The sequence below is a fragment of the Achromobacter sp. SD115 genome (genome assembly GCF_017355315.1).
GTDB classification, from domain to species: domain Bacteria; phylum Pseudomonadota; class Gammaproteobacteria; order Burkholderiales; family Burkholderiaceae_B; genus Achromobacter; species Achromobacter xylosoxidans_B.
The window spans coordinates 70,000-85,533 of the sequence record NZ_JADIJM010000028.1 but is presented as its reverse complement, the minus strand read 5'-3'; the positions used below and the strand labels follow the sequence as shown (position 1 = coordinate 85,533).

At 64.9% G+C, this 15,534-nt stretch carries 18 protein-coding genes; 12 read left to right on the top strand and 6 right to left on the bottom strand.

Translation table 11 applies throughout. The annotated features are described in order from the left end of the window. The coding region (locus IPU70_RS28740; RefSeq protein ID WP_207472565.1) for a M48 family metallopeptidase at window positions 1-471 on the top strand (471 nt) is incomplete at its 5' end. Between the two features lie 78 nt (window positions 472-549). On the opposite strand, the gene purF is transcribed toward IPU70_RS28740, so the two are convergent. The 4 genes from purF to folC form a co-directional block, all read right to left on the bottom strand. Next, window positions 550-2,070, bottom strand: a complete 1,521-nt coding sequence (gene purF, locus IPU70_RS28735) for an amidophosphoribosyltransferase (RefSeq protein ID WP_207472564.1) — start codon at window positions 2,068-2,070, stop codon at window positions 550-552. A 30-nt stretch (window positions 2,071-2,100) separates the two neighbouring features. Continuing rightward, window positions 2,101-2,589 carry a CvpA family protein gene (locus IPU70_RS28730; RefSeq protein WP_062684746.1) on the bottom strand — a complete coding sequence of 163 codons (489 nt, stop codon included), beginning with the start codon at window positions 2,587-2,589 and terminating at the stop codon, window positions 2,101-2,103. After that, window positions 2,589-3,407 (bottom strand): SPOR domain-containing protein, encoded by an 819-nt coding sequence (locus IPU70_RS28725; protein WP_207472563.1) that lies wholly within the window; start codon window positions 3,405-3,407, stop codon window positions 2,589-2,591. Before IPU70_RS28725 ends, IPU70_RS28730 begins: the two co-directional genes overlap by 1 nt. A gap of 63 nt (window positions 3,408-3,470) precedes the next feature. Then, the gene (folC, locus tag IPU70_RS28720; RefSeq protein ID WP_207472562.1) at window positions 3,471-4,781 is read right to left on the bottom strand and encodes a bifunctional tetrahydrofolate synthase/dihydrofolate synthase; all 1,311 of its coding nucleotides are present in this window, start codon (window positions 4,779-4,781) and stop codon (window positions 3,471-3,473) included. A gap of 164 nt (window positions 4,782-4,945) precedes the next feature. Between folC and IPU70_RS28715 the strand changes: the two genes are divergently transcribed. The 4 genes from IPU70_RS28715 to IPU70_RS28700 all read left to right on the top strand — a co-directional run bounded on the left by IPU70_RS28715 (window position 4,946) and on the right by IPU70_RS28700 (window position 8,797). Next, window positions 4,946-5,362 carry a cupin domain-containing protein gene (locus IPU70_RS28715; RefSeq protein ID WP_207472561.1) on the top strand — a complete coding sequence of 139 codons (417 nt, stop codon included), beginning with the start codon at window positions 4,946-4,948 and terminating at the stop codon, window positions 5,360-5,362. 68 nt (window positions 5,363-5,430) lie between these two features. Beyond that, window positions 5,431-6,402 carry a tripartite tricarboxylate transporter substrate binding protein gene (locus IPU70_RS28710; protein WP_207472560.1) on the top strand — a complete coding sequence of 324 codons (972 nt, stop codon included), beginning with the start codon at window positions 5,431-5,433 and terminating at the stop codon, window positions 6,400-6,402. Then, a complete protein-coding gene (locus tag IPU70_RS28705; protein ID WP_207472559.1) occupies window positions 6,399-7,631 on the top strand; it encodes a CaiB/BaiF CoA-transferase family protein in 1,233 nt (410 codons plus the stop codon). Before IPU70_RS28710 ends, IPU70_RS28705 begins: the two co-directional genes overlap by 4 nt. After that, entirely contained in the window at window positions 7,631-8,797 is a 1,167-nt protein-coding gene (locus IPU70_RS28700) for an acyl-CoA dehydrogenase family protein (protein ID WP_207472558.1), read from the top strand. Before IPU70_RS28705 ends, IPU70_RS28700 begins: the two co-directional genes overlap by 1 nt. Before the next feature lie 33 nt (window positions 8,798-8,830). Here IPU70_RS28700 and IPU70_RS28695 read toward each other — a convergent pair whose 3' ends face one another. Beyond that, entirely contained in the window at window positions 8,831-9,568 is a 738-nt protein-coding gene (locus IPU70_RS28695) for an IclR family transcriptional regulator (RefSeq protein ID WP_207472557.1), read from the bottom strand. 142 nt (window positions 9,569-9,710) lie between these two features. Between IPU70_RS28695 and IPU70_RS28690 the strand changes: the two genes are divergently transcribed. From IPU70_RS28690 to IPU70_RS28660, 7 genes are all read left to right on the top strand, one after another. Continuing rightward, window positions 9,711-10,088, top strand: a complete 378-nt coding sequence (locus IPU70_RS28690) for a flagellar protein FlaG (protein ID WP_207472556.1) — start codon at window positions 9,711-9,713, stop codon at window positions 10,086-10,088. 142 nt (window positions 10,089-10,230) lie between these two features. Continuing rightward, window positions 10,231-11,604 (top strand): flagellar filament capping protein FliD, encoded by a 1,374-nt coding sequence (gene fliD / locus IPU70_RS28685; RefSeq protein ID WP_207472555.1) that lies wholly within the window; start codon window positions 10,231-10,233, stop codon window positions 11,602-11,604. Between the two features lie 18 nt (window positions 11,605-11,622). Next, window positions 11,623-12,051, top strand: a complete 429-nt coding sequence (gene fliS / locus IPU70_RS28680) for a flagellar export chaperone FliS (RefSeq protein WP_207472554.1) — start codon at window positions 11,623-11,625, stop codon at window positions 12,049-12,051. A gap of 46 nt (window positions 12,052-12,097) precedes the next feature. Beyond that, a complete protein-coding gene (locus IPU70_RS28675) occupies window positions 12,098-12,454 on the top strand; it encodes a flagellar protein FliT (protein ID WP_207472553.1) in 357 nt (118 codons plus the stop codon). Continuing rightward, on the top strand, window positions 12,451-13,812 hold the full coding sequence (locus tag IPU70_RS28670) for a flagellar hook-length control protein FliK (RefSeq protein ID WP_207472552.1): 1,362 nt from the start codon (window positions 12,451-12,453) through the stop codon (window positions 13,810-13,812). The genes IPU70_RS28675 and IPU70_RS28670 overlap by 4 nt, the downstream gene beginning before the upstream one ends. Then, entirely contained in the window at window positions 13,812-14,129 is a 318-nt protein-coding gene (locus IPU70_RS28665) for an EscU/YscU/HrcU family type III secretion system export apparatus switch protein (protein ID WP_207472551.1), read from the top strand. Before IPU70_RS28670 ends, IPU70_RS28665 begins: the two co-directional genes overlap by 1 nt. A gap of 24 nt (window positions 14,130-14,153) precedes the next feature. After that, window positions 14,154-14,957, top strand: a complete 804-nt coding sequence (locus IPU70_RS28660; protein ID WP_207472550.1) for a PilZ domain-containing protein — start codon at window positions 14,154-14,156, stop codon at window positions 14,955-14,957. A 93-nt stretch (window positions 14,958-15,050) separates the two neighbouring features. Here the strand turns inward: IPU70_RS28660 and fliE are convergent, their stop codons facing one another. Beyond that, a complete protein-coding gene (fliE, locus tag IPU70_RS28655; RefSeq protein ID WP_013393416.1) occupies window positions 15,051-15,383 on the bottom strand; it encodes a flagellar hook-basal body complex protein FliE in 333 nt (110 codons plus the stop codon). Window positions 15,384-15,534 lie beyond the last annotated feature (151 nt).

Sequence of the window (15,534 nt, the reverse complement as noted above, 5' to 3'; positions counted from 1 at the left end):
GCCCAAAAGCTGCTCGACCAAGGCAAGCTGGGCGCAGCGCTGCTGGCGCGCTACCCGTCCGGCCCGCACGACGTCCGCACCGACCGGGCGCTCTATCAGTACGTGACGGACCTGAAGAACGCCTACCTGCGCAACGGCGACCAGATCAACAAGGTCGCCTTCGACAGCAAGATCCACGTGATCCAGCATGCGCTGGGACAGCACACCTATATTTCGCGCGTGCAGGGCGGCAAGCTCAAGGCCAAGCATGAAATCCGGGTGGCGACGCTGTTCAAGACCGTGCCGGCGGAGTTCCTGAAGATGATCACGGTGCATGAGTTGGCCCATCTGAAGGAGAAGGACCATAACAAGGCCTTCTACAACCTGTGCCTGCGCATGGAGCCGCAGTACCACCAGTACGAGTTCGACCTGCGCTTGTATCTGACGCACCTGGAGGCAACGCGCGAAAGCCTGTGGAAGAGCGCGGCCTGACAGTCCGAAACATCCGTCTTGCCGCAGAGAAAAAAAATGCCGTCCCAAGGGACGGCATTGTTCTGGCCGCAAGGCACATCAGGCATCGCTGGCGGCGTAACCCATGTTGAATTGCAGGCCGCTGGCCCCACCTTCTTCGCCGGGTTCGCCACGGGATTGCCCCAAGCGTGCCAGGTACTCAGGAGTGATGTCGCCCGTGACGTATTGGCCATCGAAGCACGAAGCCTCGAAGCGCGACAGCTTGGGATTGATGTCCCGCACCGACTGCTGCATGTCGTGCAGGTCCTGGTAGATCAGCGAGTCGGCGCCGATCGCGCGGGCGATTTCCTCGTCGTTGCGGCCGGTGGCGATCAGTTCGCTCTGCGTGGGCATGTCGATGCCGTAGACGTTCGGGAACCGCACCGGAGGCGCGGCCGAGGCGAAGTACACCTTGTTGGCGCCGGCGGCGCGGGCCATGTCCACGATCTCGCGGCTGGTGGTGCCGCGCACGATGGAGTCGTCCACCAGCAGCACGTTCTTGCCCTTGAACTCCATGCCAATGGCATTGAGCTTCTGGCGCACCGATTTGCGGCGCACGGCCTGGCCCGGCATGATGAAGGTGCGGCCCACGTAGCGGTTCTTGATCAGGCCTTCGCGGTAGTCCAGGTTCAGGCGGGCGGCCAGCTGCATGGCGGCGGGACGCGAAGAATCCGGAATCGGCATGACCACGTCGATGTCGCCCAGGCGCATGTTGCGCGCCACCTTGTCGGCCAGGTATTCGCCCATGCGCAGGCGGGCGTCGTACACCGACACGCCGTCGATCAGCGAATCCGGACGCGCGAAGTACACGTATTCGAAAATGCAGGGCACCAGTTGCGGATTGTCGGCGCACTGGCGGCTGACGAAGCGGCCGTCCAGGTCGACGAACACCGCTTCGCCCGGCTCGACGTCGCGCACGAAGGCGAAGCCGCTGCCTTCCAGCGCCACGGATTCCGAGGCCACCATCCACTCCACGCCCTCTTCGGTTTCCTGGCGGCCGATGCACAGCGGACGGATGCCGTTGGGATCGCGGAAGGCCAGCAAGCCGTAGCCAGAGATCTGCGCCACCACGGCATAGGCGCCGCGCACGCGCTTGTGCAGGGCCGACACGGCGCGGAAGATGGCATCGTCATCCAGCGACACGCCGTTGGCCGACGATTGCAGCTCGTGCGCCAGGACGTTCAGGAGGACTTCGGAATCGGAGTTGGTGTTGATGTGACGGCGGTCGACCCGGTAGAGCGATTCGCGCAGCTCACGCCAGTTGGTCAGGTTGCCGTTGTGGGCGAACATGATGCCGAACGGCGCATTGACGTAGAACGGCTGGGCCTCTTCCTCGCTGGCGCTGGAGCCCGCGGTGGGATAGCGGACCTGGCCGACGCCCGACGTACCCGGCAGCGCGCGCATGTTGCGCGTACGGAAGACGTCGCGCACCAGGCCGTGCGCCTTGTACATATTGAATTGGTTGCCTTGCGACGTCGCGATGCCCGCGGCGTCCTGCCCGCGATGCTGCAACAGCAGCAAGCTGTCATAGAGCAGCTGGTTGACCGGCCCGCGCCCGATGACCCCTACGATTCCACACATGGTGAGCTTTCCTGGTTGATTTAAAGCTAATCAATACGGCAGCCACGTCGCCAGGGACGGCGGCAGCCACGTCTTGATATGTTTGATGGCCTCGATGGCCGAATGCGAAAACATGGCGTCCTTCCACCACGGCTCTTCCGGCAGCGGCGTGTAGCCTGCGGCGGCGACCAGCGCCAGCACGATCAACAGGCCACGGGCCAGCCCGAACATCCCGCCCAGGCCGTGGTCGGCGGGACTCAGTCCTGTACTGCGGATCAAGGCGGCAAGCGTCATATTGACCAACCCCACGCCGAGCAGCACGATGATGAACACCGCAGCGTACGAAACTCCCATGCGCAGCAGCGTTGTTTCAATATAGGGCTCCAGCCAGGCATAGACCGTCGGGCCCCACCATATCGCGGCCACGAAGGCCAGCAGATAGGCGACCAGCGACAGCACCTCTTTGAGCAGGCCGCGCACCAGGCCCAGCACACCCGAAACCGCCAGGATGGCCAGCACGACGAAGTCGAAACCGGTCACTATTGGGCAGCGATGAAACCATTGTCATAGCCCAGGGTGCGCAACCGCGCCTGGGCCGCCTGCGCCGCCTCGCGCGAGGGGAACGGCCCCACCCGCAGACGGTACTGCTGCTTGCCATTGATGGTGGCTTGTTCAACGAATGCGTTGGTCACGCCGGCCTGGTGCAGCTTGCCGCGCCGCGACTGGGCGTCCTCGGAGGTGGTGTAGGCGGCGATCTGCAACACGAAATTGCCCTTGGCGGCCGGCTTGGGCGCGGGCGCCGACGCGGCGGGCGCCTGGCGTCCTTCCAGCAGGGCCAGGGCGCGCGCGCCGTCATCCGAGCGGGTATCGGGCTTGGGCGCGGGCTTGGGTTCGGGCTTGGGCGGCGTGGCCGGCTTGGGCTCGGGCTTGGGCGGCGTGACGGCTGCGGTCACCGGCGGCGTCGTGGGCTGTGTCGCCGGGGGCGTCGTCGGGGTTGCCGTCGCGGGCGGTTGCACGGACGTTACCGGAGGGGGCGTGGGGATGGCCGAAGGATCCGTCGGCGCAGCGCTGCCCGGCGCGGGCGTCTGCGGCGCGGCAACCTGCGGTTCGCTCACTTGCGGCTGGAACGGCGTGTTGCGTTCCGGCACCCTGATGGGAATGTTGTCGTCGACCGGCGTGGGCTGCGAATCCAGCACCATCGGCAGGATGATGACGGCTGCCAATACCAGCGCGACAGCGCCTGCCAGCCTGCGCCGCGCGCGGCCGCGCAGCTCCGCAGCCTGCACCTCGCTGGGCACTGCCGCCCGCTTGGAGGGCTGCGCCTGGTCGGCAGGATCTTTGCGTTTGAAAAAACCCATGGAGGAGAATTCCTTGCGGCGATATGGCGGCGGGCCGCCTGGACGCGACTGACCCGCTGCTGCCTATGCCTTGCGACCCAGAGCCTGCAAAACCGAGGCTACGGTGAGAAACGAGCCGAACACCACGATTCTATCATTCTCCCCTGCCCGTTCGCGCGCGGCGGCAAAGGCCTGAGCAGGATCCGAATATGCCGAGATGCCCGGCTTTTCGCCGTCTGCGGGCGCGGGCGGCAGCGCCGCGGCGACCTGCTCCGCCAGCGCCTCTCCCGGCGTGCCACGCGGGCCCGGCAGGCCGGCGCAGTACCAGTTGTCGATACGCGTGCCGAGCTTGGCGACGACCCCGGCCAGGTCCTTGTCGTTCAGCATGCCGAACACCGCGTGGGTGTACGGATGGAACCCCATGTTGTCCAGGTTCTGCGCCAGCACCGCCGCGGCATGCGGGTTATGCGCCACGTCCAGGATGACCGCGGGCTGGCCCGGCAGGATCTGGAAACGGCCTGGCAGGGACGCCTGCAACAGCCCCAGGCGTACGGCCTGCTGCGGCACCGGCAAGCGGTCGCGCACCGACTCCAACGCCGCCAGCGCGGCCGATGCATTCAACAATTGGTTGGCGCCGCGCAGCGCCGGATAGGCCAGCGAGTTGCGGCGCTGTTCGCGCCCGCCGTAGGCCCATTGCTGGCGGTCTCCCGAATAGTTGTAGTCGCGGCCGAACAGCCACAGATCGGCGCCAATCTTCTCAACGTGATCCAGCAGCGATTGCGGGGGCACGGGATCGCTGCAGATTGCCGGCCGGCCGCTGCGGTAGATATGGGCTTTCTCGAAACCGATTTTCTCGCGCGTATCGCCCAGCCAGTCCGTGTGGTCCAGATCCACGCTGGTGACGATGGAGCAGTCGGCGTCGACGATGTTGACGGCGTCCAGCCGCCCGCCCAGGCCGACTTCCAGCACCACGGCGTCCAGCTTCGACTGCGAGAACAGACGCAGGATCGCCAGCGTGGTGAATTCGAAATAAGTCAGCGAAACGTCGCCGCGCGCTGCCTCGACCGCCTGGAACTGGGTGATCAGGGCCTCGTCCGTGGCGATCTGGCCGTTGATGCGGGCGCGTTCGTTGAAATCAATCAGGTGCGGGGAGGTGTACAGCCCGACCTTGTAGCCGGCCGCCAGCAGGATCGCTTCCAGCATGGCACAGGTGGAACCCTTGCCGTTGGTGCCGCCGACGACGAACTTCACGCCGGACAGCTCCAGCCCCATGCGCCCGGCAACCTCGCGCACCCGGTCCAGGCCCATGTCGATGGCGGTGGCATGGATCGACTCCAGATACTGCAGCCAATCGGACAGGGTGGCGGAAACGTCGGGCGTGCGGGCAGAAGACATGACAAAGCCGGAAGTGAAGTCAGCGTTCGATTTTAACAGTCCGCGCACGGTGTTTTCCCTAATCCCCCAGGGAGCGGCAAGGTATCCGGATCGAAAAACTGCTTGCCGATATTTTTCTCATACATAAAAATAATTTCACGTATGGAAATTTTAACGGACCAAACATGAAGCAGAGCAAGACCCCAGCCTGGCTGGTGCGCGAGGCCGACGTGCCCGGCTATCACCCCGCCAACCACACCGGCACCCTGAACCGCCGCCTCATCGGTCCGGACACCGTGGGCTCCCGGGGCGTGGAAGTGCTGCTGGGCGTGATCGACAAAGGCAAGGGCGCCCTGCCGCACGCCCACCCCGGCATCGAGCAAGTCTGCTACCTGCTGTCCGGCACGGCGCGCGCGCAGGTGCAGGACGAATGGGCCGACATGGGCCCGGGAGACTGCTGCTACTTCCCCCCGGACATTCCGCACGTCTTCACCGTCACCAGCGACGAGCCCGCCCGCCTGCTGGTGATCTACACGCCGCCCTATGAAGAATCCCCAGACCGCGTGATACGCGGCTTTCCGGCGCCAGCCCCAACCGCTTGACGCGGCGCAGCCCCGGGCAGCGGACGCAGAAACCGCGCCGGGATCCGAAGCACACAGGAGACAAACCCATGAAACCTCTAAGCCTGCTGGGCGCCGCCCTTATCGGCGGCGCGGCGCTGGCCGCCGGCCCCGCCGTCCACGCCGCTGATTACCCCACCAAACCCATCACCCTGATCGTCCCCTTTCCCGCGGGGTCCGGCACCGACGCCGTGGGCCGCATCTTCGGCGCCGAGCTCGGCAACATCCTGGGCCAGCAGGTCGTGGTGGAGAACAAGCCCGGGGCCAACGCCACCATCGCGGCCAATTACGTCGCTCGCGCCAAGCCCGATGGCTACACGTTGTTCGTCACCACCAATACGTCGCATTCGGCGGCGCCCTGGCTGATGAAGAACGTGCCCTACGATCCGGTCAAGGACTTCACCGCCATCGCCCGCGGCGGCAACCTGCCCTTCATCCTGGTGGTGAATCCGAAGCGTCCCTGGAAAACGGTGGGCGAACTGGTCGCCGACGCGCGCCAGCATCCCGGCCGCATTACCTACGCCAGCGGCAACAGCACCGGCATCGTCGCCGGCGCCACGCTGGCCAACCGCGCCAAGATCGACATCCTGCACGTGCCTTACAAAGGCACGCCGCAAGGGCTGACCGACGTGGTCGGCGGGCAGGTCGACTTCATGTTCACCGACCTGGCCTCCGGCCTGCCCTTCGTGCAATCGGGCCAGTTGCGCGCGCTGGCCGTGTCGACCGCGGAACGCAGCGCCATCGTCCCCGACCTGCCATCCATGGCTGAGTCTGGCGTGCAGGATTTCGACCTGAACTCATGGAACGGCTACTTCGGCCCGGCAGGCATGCCGCCGGAAATCGTGGCCAAGCTGAATGCCGCAATCAATCAGGTGGTCGCCAAGCCCGACGTGAAAAAGCGCCTGGCCGGCCTGGGTTTTGACGCCTTTTCCAGCACGCCACAAGCGTTCTCACAGTTCGTCGGCGCCCAGCTGGACCTGTGGGGCAAACTGATCCGCGACGCGGGGATCGAGCAGCAATGAGTGCACCGCCGCAATCCGACACGCCCGCCGCCGGCCCGTTGGCGGGCGTGCGCATCCTGGACCTGAGCACGGTAGTGATGGGCCCCTATGCCACCCAGGTCCTGGCCGACCTGGGCGCCGACGTCATCAAGGTGGAACCGCCGGCCGGCGACAACATGCGGGCCGTCGGCCCCATGCGCAACCCCGGCATGGGGCACATCTATCTGCATCTGAACCGCAACAAGCGCTCCGTCGTGCTGGACCTGAAGACGCCGGAAGGGCTGGAGGCCTGCCTGACGCTGGCCGAAAGCTGCGACGCCCTGCTCTACAACATCCGTCCGCAGGCGATGGCCCGGCTGGGCCTGTCCTACGAGGCGGTGGCGACGCGCAATCCGCGCATCGTCTACCTGGGCGCCTACGGTTACGGCGAGGCCGGCCCCTACGCCGGGCGCCCCGCCTACGACGACCTGATCCAGGGCCAGACCGGCATCGCCGCCCTCTCCGCGCAGCAAAGCGGGGACGTGCCGCGTTACGCGCCGCTGACCCTGGCCGACCGCGCGGTCGGCCTGCATGTGGGCATCGCGCTGGTGTCGGCGGTGCTGCACGCCCGCGGCACGGGGCTAGGCCAGCAAGTGGAAATTCCCATGTTCGAGGGCATGGCCCACCTGGTACTGGGAGACCATCTTGGCGGCGCCACCTTCGATCCCCCGCTCGGCCCCACCGGTTACGCGCGCCTGTTGGCACCGCACCGCCGCCCCTACGCCACGGCCGACGGCTACATCAGCCTGCTGATCTACAACGACAAGCACTGGCGCAACTTCTTCGACCTGATCGGTCGTCCCGAATTGTCGCGGGACCCGCGCTTCAGCTCCCACGGCGCGCGCGCCGCCCACATCGGCGAGGTCTACGCCTTTGTCGCCGAGGTCGTCGCCACCCGCCGCAGCGAGGAATGGCTGGAAGGCCTGGCGCGGGCGGACATTCCCGCCTCGCCGCTCTATTCCGTGGACGACCTGCTGCAGGACGAGCACCTGACCGCGACCGGCTTCATCCGGACCATGGACCACCCCAGCGAAGGCCCGATCCGCACGACGGCTCCCCTGGGCAGATACGAAAGCACCCCCACTTCCCTACGCCGCCCCGCCCCCAGGCTGGGCCAGCACAGCCGCGAAGTGCTGGCCGAAGCCGGCTATGACCCCGCCCGGATCGACGCCTTGGCGGCCCGCGGCATCACCCAGGATGAAAACCACTGATGGACTTTGAATTCACCCCCGACCAGTTGGCGCTGCGGGAAGCCGTGGCCCGCATCTGCGAACGCTATCCGGACGAATACTGGCTGGAGCGCGACCGCGAAGGCGGCTTTCCGGAGCCCCTGCACGCCGATCTGGCGCGCGACGGCTGGCTGGGCATCGCCATGCCGCAGGAATATGGCGGCGCGGGCCTGGGCATGACCGAGGCCGCCCTGATGATGCAGACCATTGCGGCCTCCGGCGCCGGCTTTACCGGCGCCTCGGCCGTCCATATGAACATCTTCGGCCTGAACCCGGTCGTGGTGTTCGGCAGCGACGAGCAGCGCCGCCGCTGGCTGGAACCCCTGATCGCCGGCCGCGAGAAGGCCTGCTTCGCGGTCACCGAACCCGACGCCGGGCTGGACACCACCAAGCTCAGCACCCGCGCCGTGCGCCAGGGCGACGAATACGTAGTGCATGGCCGCAAGATCTGGATATCAACCGCTCAGGTCGCCCACAAGATGCTGCTACTGGCGCGCACCACTCCACTGTCCGAGGTGGAAAAGCCCACCCAAGGCCTGTCGCTGTTCTATACGGACCTGGACCGCAACAAGATAGAAGTCCGCGAGATCGAGAAGATGGGCCGCAAGGCGGTGGATTCGAACATGCTGTTCATCGACGGCCTGCGCATCCCGGCGGCCGACCGCATCGGCGAGGAAGGCCGGGGATTCGAGTACATCCTGCACGGCCTGAACCCCGAACGCATCCTGATCGCGGCCGAGGCGGTGGGCATCGGCCGCGCTGCACTGGATCGGGCAGTGAAGTACGCCGGCGAGCGCACCGTGTTCGGCCGCCCCATCGGCCAGAACCAGGGCATCCAGCACCCCTTGGCACAGGCCTGGATGCAGTTGGAAGCCGCCGACCTGATGGTGTTCAAGGCCGCCAGCCTGTATGACGCGGGCAAGCCCTGCGGCCCCTACGCCAACTCGGCCAAGTACCTGGCGGCCGAAGCGGGCTACAACGCCTGCCAGACCGCGGTCATGACCCTGGGCGGCATGGGCTACGCCAAGGAATACCACGTGGAGCGGCTGCTGCGCGAAAGCTTCATTCCCCGCATCGCGCCGGTCAGCCCGCAGCTGATCATGTGCTTCATCGCGGAAAAGGTGCTGGGCCTGCCCAAGTCCTACTGAACGGCGGCGTTTGATCAGCGGCCAGCCTGCCTGTCAGGCCTGCTGCTCCAGCGCCGTGCAGGCCGAGCGCAAGATGCGCGCATAGGCTTCCTGCTGCGGCTCGATCCGGTAGATCGGCCCGCCCACCGAAATCGCATAATGTTCGCCGGACAGGGTAACCGGCCAAGCGATCGCGCCCACGTCCGCAATGGACTCGCCGCTGTTCATGAACCAGCCGCGCTGGCGCGACAGTTCCAGGTCTGCCAGCAGCGCCTCGCGCGTGACCAGGGTGCGTTCGTTGTGGCGGGTCATGGTCATCCCGGCGAGCATAGCGTCGCGGGCTGGCGCGTCCAGCAGCGACAGCAACGCCTTCCCCAGCGAATTTGCATGAACGTCTTTGAATTCACCCGCAACCGGCGCATATCTGATGGTATGAGGAGAATCGAGGACATCCAGGTAGACCACTCGGCCTTCCTGGCTCAGTTTGGCGAAAACAATCGTTTCGCGCGTAGCGTCCCTTAATTCGGTAAGACTGGGATAGACCCGGTCCAGCACCGGATCGGCGCGGGCGATGCGCTGCGCCATGGCCAGCAGCCTGCCGGTCGGGTAGTAGCCCTGGCGCCGCCCGGTTTCATATAGATAGCCCAGACCGGTCAGGGTGCGGATCAGGGCCAGGCAGCTCGACACCGGCACATCCAGCAACCGGGCCAGTTCCGATAGCGGCAGCGCGCGCTTTTCGCGGGCATAGGTTTCGATGATTTCGATAACTCGCAGCGCCGTCTTGACACTCATTACCCGATCCAAACTGTTTAGCACGTGAAACATCTGGCTCGCCGGTGGCTAAAGTTCCCTACGGGCCTGCCGTTATCGTAGCTGAGAATTCCCTGAAAACAGCGCGTTCCTCCGAGACGCCCACATCGCCGTTGGAGTGATCATGGCCGTAACCCCCATAGCCCCTGCATCGTTTGCACCAGCGCCGGTCGCGCCGACGCCGCTCGCGCCGGACCCCGCCGTGAGCGTCGCGCCTGCGGCAGCCTCAACGAATAGCGGGGCTTCGGACAATGCAACGTCGGATCAGTCCGACTCGCAGAAGCTACCCCTGGACAAGGCTCTGGACGAAATCAACGACCAGATGAAAGCCTGGTCCACACAGTTGAAGTTCGAAATAGATCCGAACGTGCATCAGGTCGTTGTGTCTGTGGTGGATGCAGAATCAGGCGATGTCATACGCACAATTCCCAGTGAAACACTGCTGAAAATCGCCAAAATGATCGTGAACATGCAAGGAAACGGCATCAAGACCTCTGCCTGATCCGGCCCCGTAATCGGCTCAAATGCTCCCCGAAGCGAGCATGCATCCGGAAGCGTCGAATTAGGCCCGCCTTATGCCCTTACCCGGCCAATCGCCGGCACCATATTTTTGACAGAATCGCATCGCTAGAAAGGAATTTCACATGGCTTCTATCACCAACCTCGGTTCGACCACCGGCTTGCCCCTCGAGAAGATCCTGACGGATCTACAGGCGGCCGAGGACAAAAAACTGAGCTTGTACACGAATCGTCAGGCGAGCTATGAGGCTCGCGTCAGTGCGTTCGGGCAGGTACAAAGCGCGGTGGAAGCCTTGCAGAAGGCCGCCGCGGCGCTGGGCAAATCGTCAACGCTGGATGCCGTGAAGGCCGATGTCGTCGGCGATGGTCTGACCGCCACTATCGGTGAAAATGGCGCCACGATGGGCGAATACACCATCAAGGTAAAAAATCTGGCGGCAGCCCAAACCTTGCAGTCCGGCATCGTGTCCGACCGCAAACTCTCCAACGGAGCCACCGGTTCATTCGAAATCGAGCTGACGAACGGCAAGAAGCACTCCATCGACCTGAAAGGCGACACCTCGCTTGATGGTATTGCCAAGGCCATCAATAGCGATGACAAGGCCGGCGTGCGCGCCACGATCATCACCAATGAGAACGGTAGCTACCTGATGCTCAGCGCCAAGGATACTGGCGTACAGGCTTCGGTAAAGTCCATCACGGTAACGGGCGACCAAAAGCTCAAGGACATCCTGAGCTACAACTCTGGCACCGGCACGCAGCTGACCCAACAAACCGCTGCCGCTGATTCTGTGGTTGAGATCAATGGCATCACGGTAAAAAGCGGCAGCAACAACGTTTCTACTGCTATCGACGGCATTACACTGAACCTCACAGCCAAAACCGAGACCGACAAGGTGGTGACCCTGAAGTTGCAGAGCGACACTGCTGTCGCCAGCAAGGCAGTCCAGGATTTCGTCAATGCCTACAACGCATTGCAAAGCACCATCACGAAGCTGACTGCATTCGATATCACGGCGGCAACCAACCAGGCTCTGACCGGAGACAGTACGACTCGTGGCATCCAATCGTCGATGTCCAGCGCTTTGCAGGTTGTCACGTCTGAAGGTTCGCTTCGGTCGCTGGCCGATCTCGGCATTGCCATGGACCCCAAGACGGGCCAACTGAAGCTCGACCTGAAAGAGTTGGACAAGGCATTGACGGCCAACCCTGCCGACGTAAAGCGCATCATGGGATCTGCCGACGGTCTTGCCGCAAAGTTCGATGCCGCCACCAAGACCATCCTGGGAGACAAAGGCTCCATCAAGATTAGCCAGGACGGACTGACCGAGTCCATTAAGGATGTGAAGGCCCAATTGGAACGCGCCAAGGCTTCCAGCGTGGCCTCCATGGCCGCTATGCGTGCTCAATTCGTCGCCTTGGACAAATTTGTCGCGCAACAGACTGTCACGGCTACCTACCTGACCCAACAGTTCGCGGCCATGAGTAAGTCCAAGTAATTTATAGAAGATGCATCAATGACTTACGCCGCTCGCCGCCCAACAGGATCTCATTCTGTACGCTCGTACGCCGAAATTGGCCTGGAAACTCAGATCCTGGGCGCCAGTCCGGAACGGCTCATATCACTTTTGTATATGGGCGCCCGGGCGGCGATCGGACAAGCTCGCCTGCACTTGCAGGAAGGTCGAGCCACTGAACGAGGCGCAGCCATTTCGAAAGCCATCAAGATTGTCGACGAAGGCTTGAAAACCGGACTGAACATGGAGGCCGGCGGCGAAATTGCCGCCAACCTCGCCCGCCTCTACGACTACATTGTCCGCACGCTGCTGATGGCAAACCTGAAAGCAGACCCGGAAGCGCTCGAAACGGCCGATCGCCTACTGGCGGATCTGGCCGAGGCCTGGCAGACATCCATTGATCGCCCAGCCGGAGGCGTGCAGCCTTGACGGCACCGCATACGCACCGTCCAGCCATCGAACGCCCGAGATTTCCATGACGTCCACGACCCAGTACACCTCCCCTATCCTGGAACACTACCAGGAGATCGCTCTCATCACGGGAGAAATGCTAGCAGCGGCGCAAGCCGGCGACTGGGACGGGGCCATGGTCCACGGACAGCAATACTGCGAGCTGGTGGAGCGTCTGCGCCAGACCGAACATTCCGCGCCGCTGGACGAAGCCGGCCGCGCCATGAAGTACGACCTGCTCGTACGCATCCTGGACAACGACGCGCTCACCCGCGACCTGGCGCTGCCGCAACTGGCCCGCCTGGGCGACTTGCTCGGGCGCATGAAACGCCAGCAGACCCTGCTGTCCGCCTACGGCTACCAGCAGGCGCCTGAAGAATGAGCGTAGGTCCCGCCGCACTCGGCAACGTCCTGGTGCAGCGGCTGGACGCCGTGCTAGGCACGACGATGTCCGCCGCCAGCGCCAATCAAGTCTCCGGCGCCCGACCCGACGCGGTCAGCCAGCCTGGCAACCTGGAAAAGCCCGGCGCCTCGGACGGCTCGACGCGCGACCCGCGGCAAGGCATACAGACTGGCGGCGCCCGCGGCGACCGCCAGAATACTGTCGTCGACCCCAAGATCGCAGCAGCGCTGGCGCTGGCCGCCCGCGGCTTGGTCACCAGCAGCGACACCACCGCCTCGGCCCCGACCACGCTGGGTACGACGGCGCGCACCATTCTGGCCTTGCTGGCCCAATTTCCCGAGGCGGCTCCGGCAATTCAGGGCCGCGCGCCCCTGTGGACCGCCGACCCGCAGGCCGGCCGACCCGCCGCCGGCGCCGGCCCTATGCCGACAGCGCAACCAGGCCAGCAACCCGTGCAGACTACTGGGCAGACACCCCTGCTCACGCCTGGCCAGACGCCGGTGCAGACCACCGCCCAGCAAGCTTCCGCTCTCGCAACCTCGGTCGCGGCGGCTCTGGACGGCGATAGTCCGGCGACCGACGCCAAGCAGAACCTCCAGACTGGACCCGGCGCAAGCGCCAACGCCGCCAAAGGACCCGACGCTGCGGCGCACGCCGCCCTGGCGGCGGGCGGCCCTTCCGCCCGCGCCCTGGGACAGGCCCTGCGCCAGGCGCTCCAAGGCAGCGGACTGTTCTATGAGTCCCATCTGACCGACATGGTCTTCGGCCGGGCCAGCCCGGAGCAATTGCGCAACGAACCGCAGGCCACGCTGGGCAAGAATCCGCCCGCGCAGGAATCCGCGCCTTCGCGTTCACGGGTCGGCACGTCCGCCAGCGGACGCCCGGGCACGGACGCCGCGCCCAGCAGCACTGGTTCCTCCAGTTTATCCGCCCCCGGCACGCCCGTCAGCGGCATACACCAGGATCTGACCCCGCTCGTCCGCCAGCAGCTCGACGTGCTGGCCAACCAGACGCTGACCTGGCAAGGTGAAGCCTGGCCCGGCACGCCCATGGAATGGGAAGTCGAACGCGACCCCTACGGCGGCGACCCGGACTCCGCGGTTTCCACCTGGGCTACGCGACTAAAGCTGGACCTGCCCCGCCTGGGCCTGGTCGATGCTCGATTGAACCTGGCCGGCGACCAGATCGTCCTGCAACTCATCGCTCCGCACAGCGCGGCCGAGATCAATGACTCCTCCGACGCGCTGCGTGCGCGCCTGCTGGCCGCCGGCCTGACCTTGAGCAATCTGTCGGTGAACGTGGTCGAACCGCGCCCCGACATTCCCGCCGATATCTGATGAGCCGCCTCCCCCTCCATCCGGAATCGGACCCGAACGCCGGCCGCAACGCGGCGGTTGCCATTTCCTACGAAGAAAGGGACGGCGCTCCGCGCATCGTCGCCAAGGGCTACGGCCAACTCGCGGACACCATAGTCCGGGCCGCCCAGGAAAACGGACTTTATGTCCACGAGTCGCGCGAACTGGTCGGCCTGCTGATGCAGGTGGACCTGGACGCACATATTCCGCCTCAACTCTATGTTGCAGTGGCAGAATTGCTGGCCTGGCTCTATCGCCTGGAATCGCGCGAGTTCCCCGAACCCGCTCCGCCCGCCTGACCCTATTACCTGAGGAAGACCAAAGTGTTGGATGCCAGCGACCCGGAGTTCCTGCTGACCCGGCCTGAAGAGATGCGCTCGGCCCTGTTCGAGCTGACCCACCCCGACAGCCACATCCTCGTTCGCGACGCCGCGGACCGCGAGATGGCGGTGCTGATCCTCGGCGTGGACAAGCAGGCCGGCGAGTTCTTCTGGAGGCCGCGCGATTACGCCGGCGCGGACTTCGAGCAGTCCGACTCCATGGGCCTGCTGAGCGGCGCCACCTTCCACTTCCATGCCACCGCCTACGGCGGCGTGCAGATCCGCTTTCGCGTGCAGCGCCCCCAGATCATTCATTTCGACGACGGCAGCGCCGCGCTGGTCTCGCCGTTCCCGGAACGCCTGGCCCGCATCCAGCGCCGCAAGATGTTCCGCGCTTCCCTGATCGCGGCTGCCAACGTGTGCCGCGCGAGCTGGCAGGCATCCCCCGCCGACAAGCCCTACACGTTCACGATACGCGACATCTCGGTGGATGGCGTGGGCCTGCGCGCAGGGCTGGCGGTTCCCGCCCTGCCGGAGCGCGGCACCGTGATGGAACACGTGCAACTGGATTTTGGCGACCACGGCAAGCTCAATGCCAGCCTGGAGGTGCGCAATGTGTACCCGGTCTCGGGGCAGCCCATGGTGCAGTCCTCCGATCCGGACGAGCCGGCGCCCAAGCATGTTTCGCTAACCGGCGAACCGCCAGTCAGCCACCTTGGGGCAATCTTTCTCAACCTGGACGCGCGCCAGGAGAATTGGCTGCAGCAAGTGGTCTGGCGCCTGGAAAAAGGCGCGCAACGCAATTGAAGCCTAACCGCGGGGAACATGCGCCGCATGCGGCCCGCCTGATACCTGTCAGCGCTTCCGGCCGAGGCGGAAACGCTGCCCCTGGAACGAGGCTCAGACCGCCATCGAGGATATTTCCTTGTAGGCCGCAACCAGCTTGTTGCGTACCTGCACCGCCGTCTGGAAACCGATGCTGGCCTTCTGCATATCGATCATGACGTCGTTGAGGGAAATATCGGGCGCGCCCAGCTCAAAAGCCTTGGCCTGCGCCGTGGCGGCGTTCTGGGCCGAGGTGACGCGACGGATGGATCGCTGCAGTTCCGCGGCGAAGCCGTCCGGCTGACCGACCATTTCACCTGCGGCGAGGTTACCGGTCTCCGCCTTGCTTACTACCGTGCGCATCTGCTGAAGCATGCTTTCGATGCCGGACAAGCCTGATACAGCCATTACCTGATTCCTTGCTGGTGGGGATTACGTCAATGTTGCGCACAGCGTACCCCTGATCCCGCCGATTCATAGCCGACAAGAACCGCCAAAAAACCCGACATTTCCGCGTATGCAGCCGCCTCCCGCCCGGGCAGCGACACCAGCTTTCGCC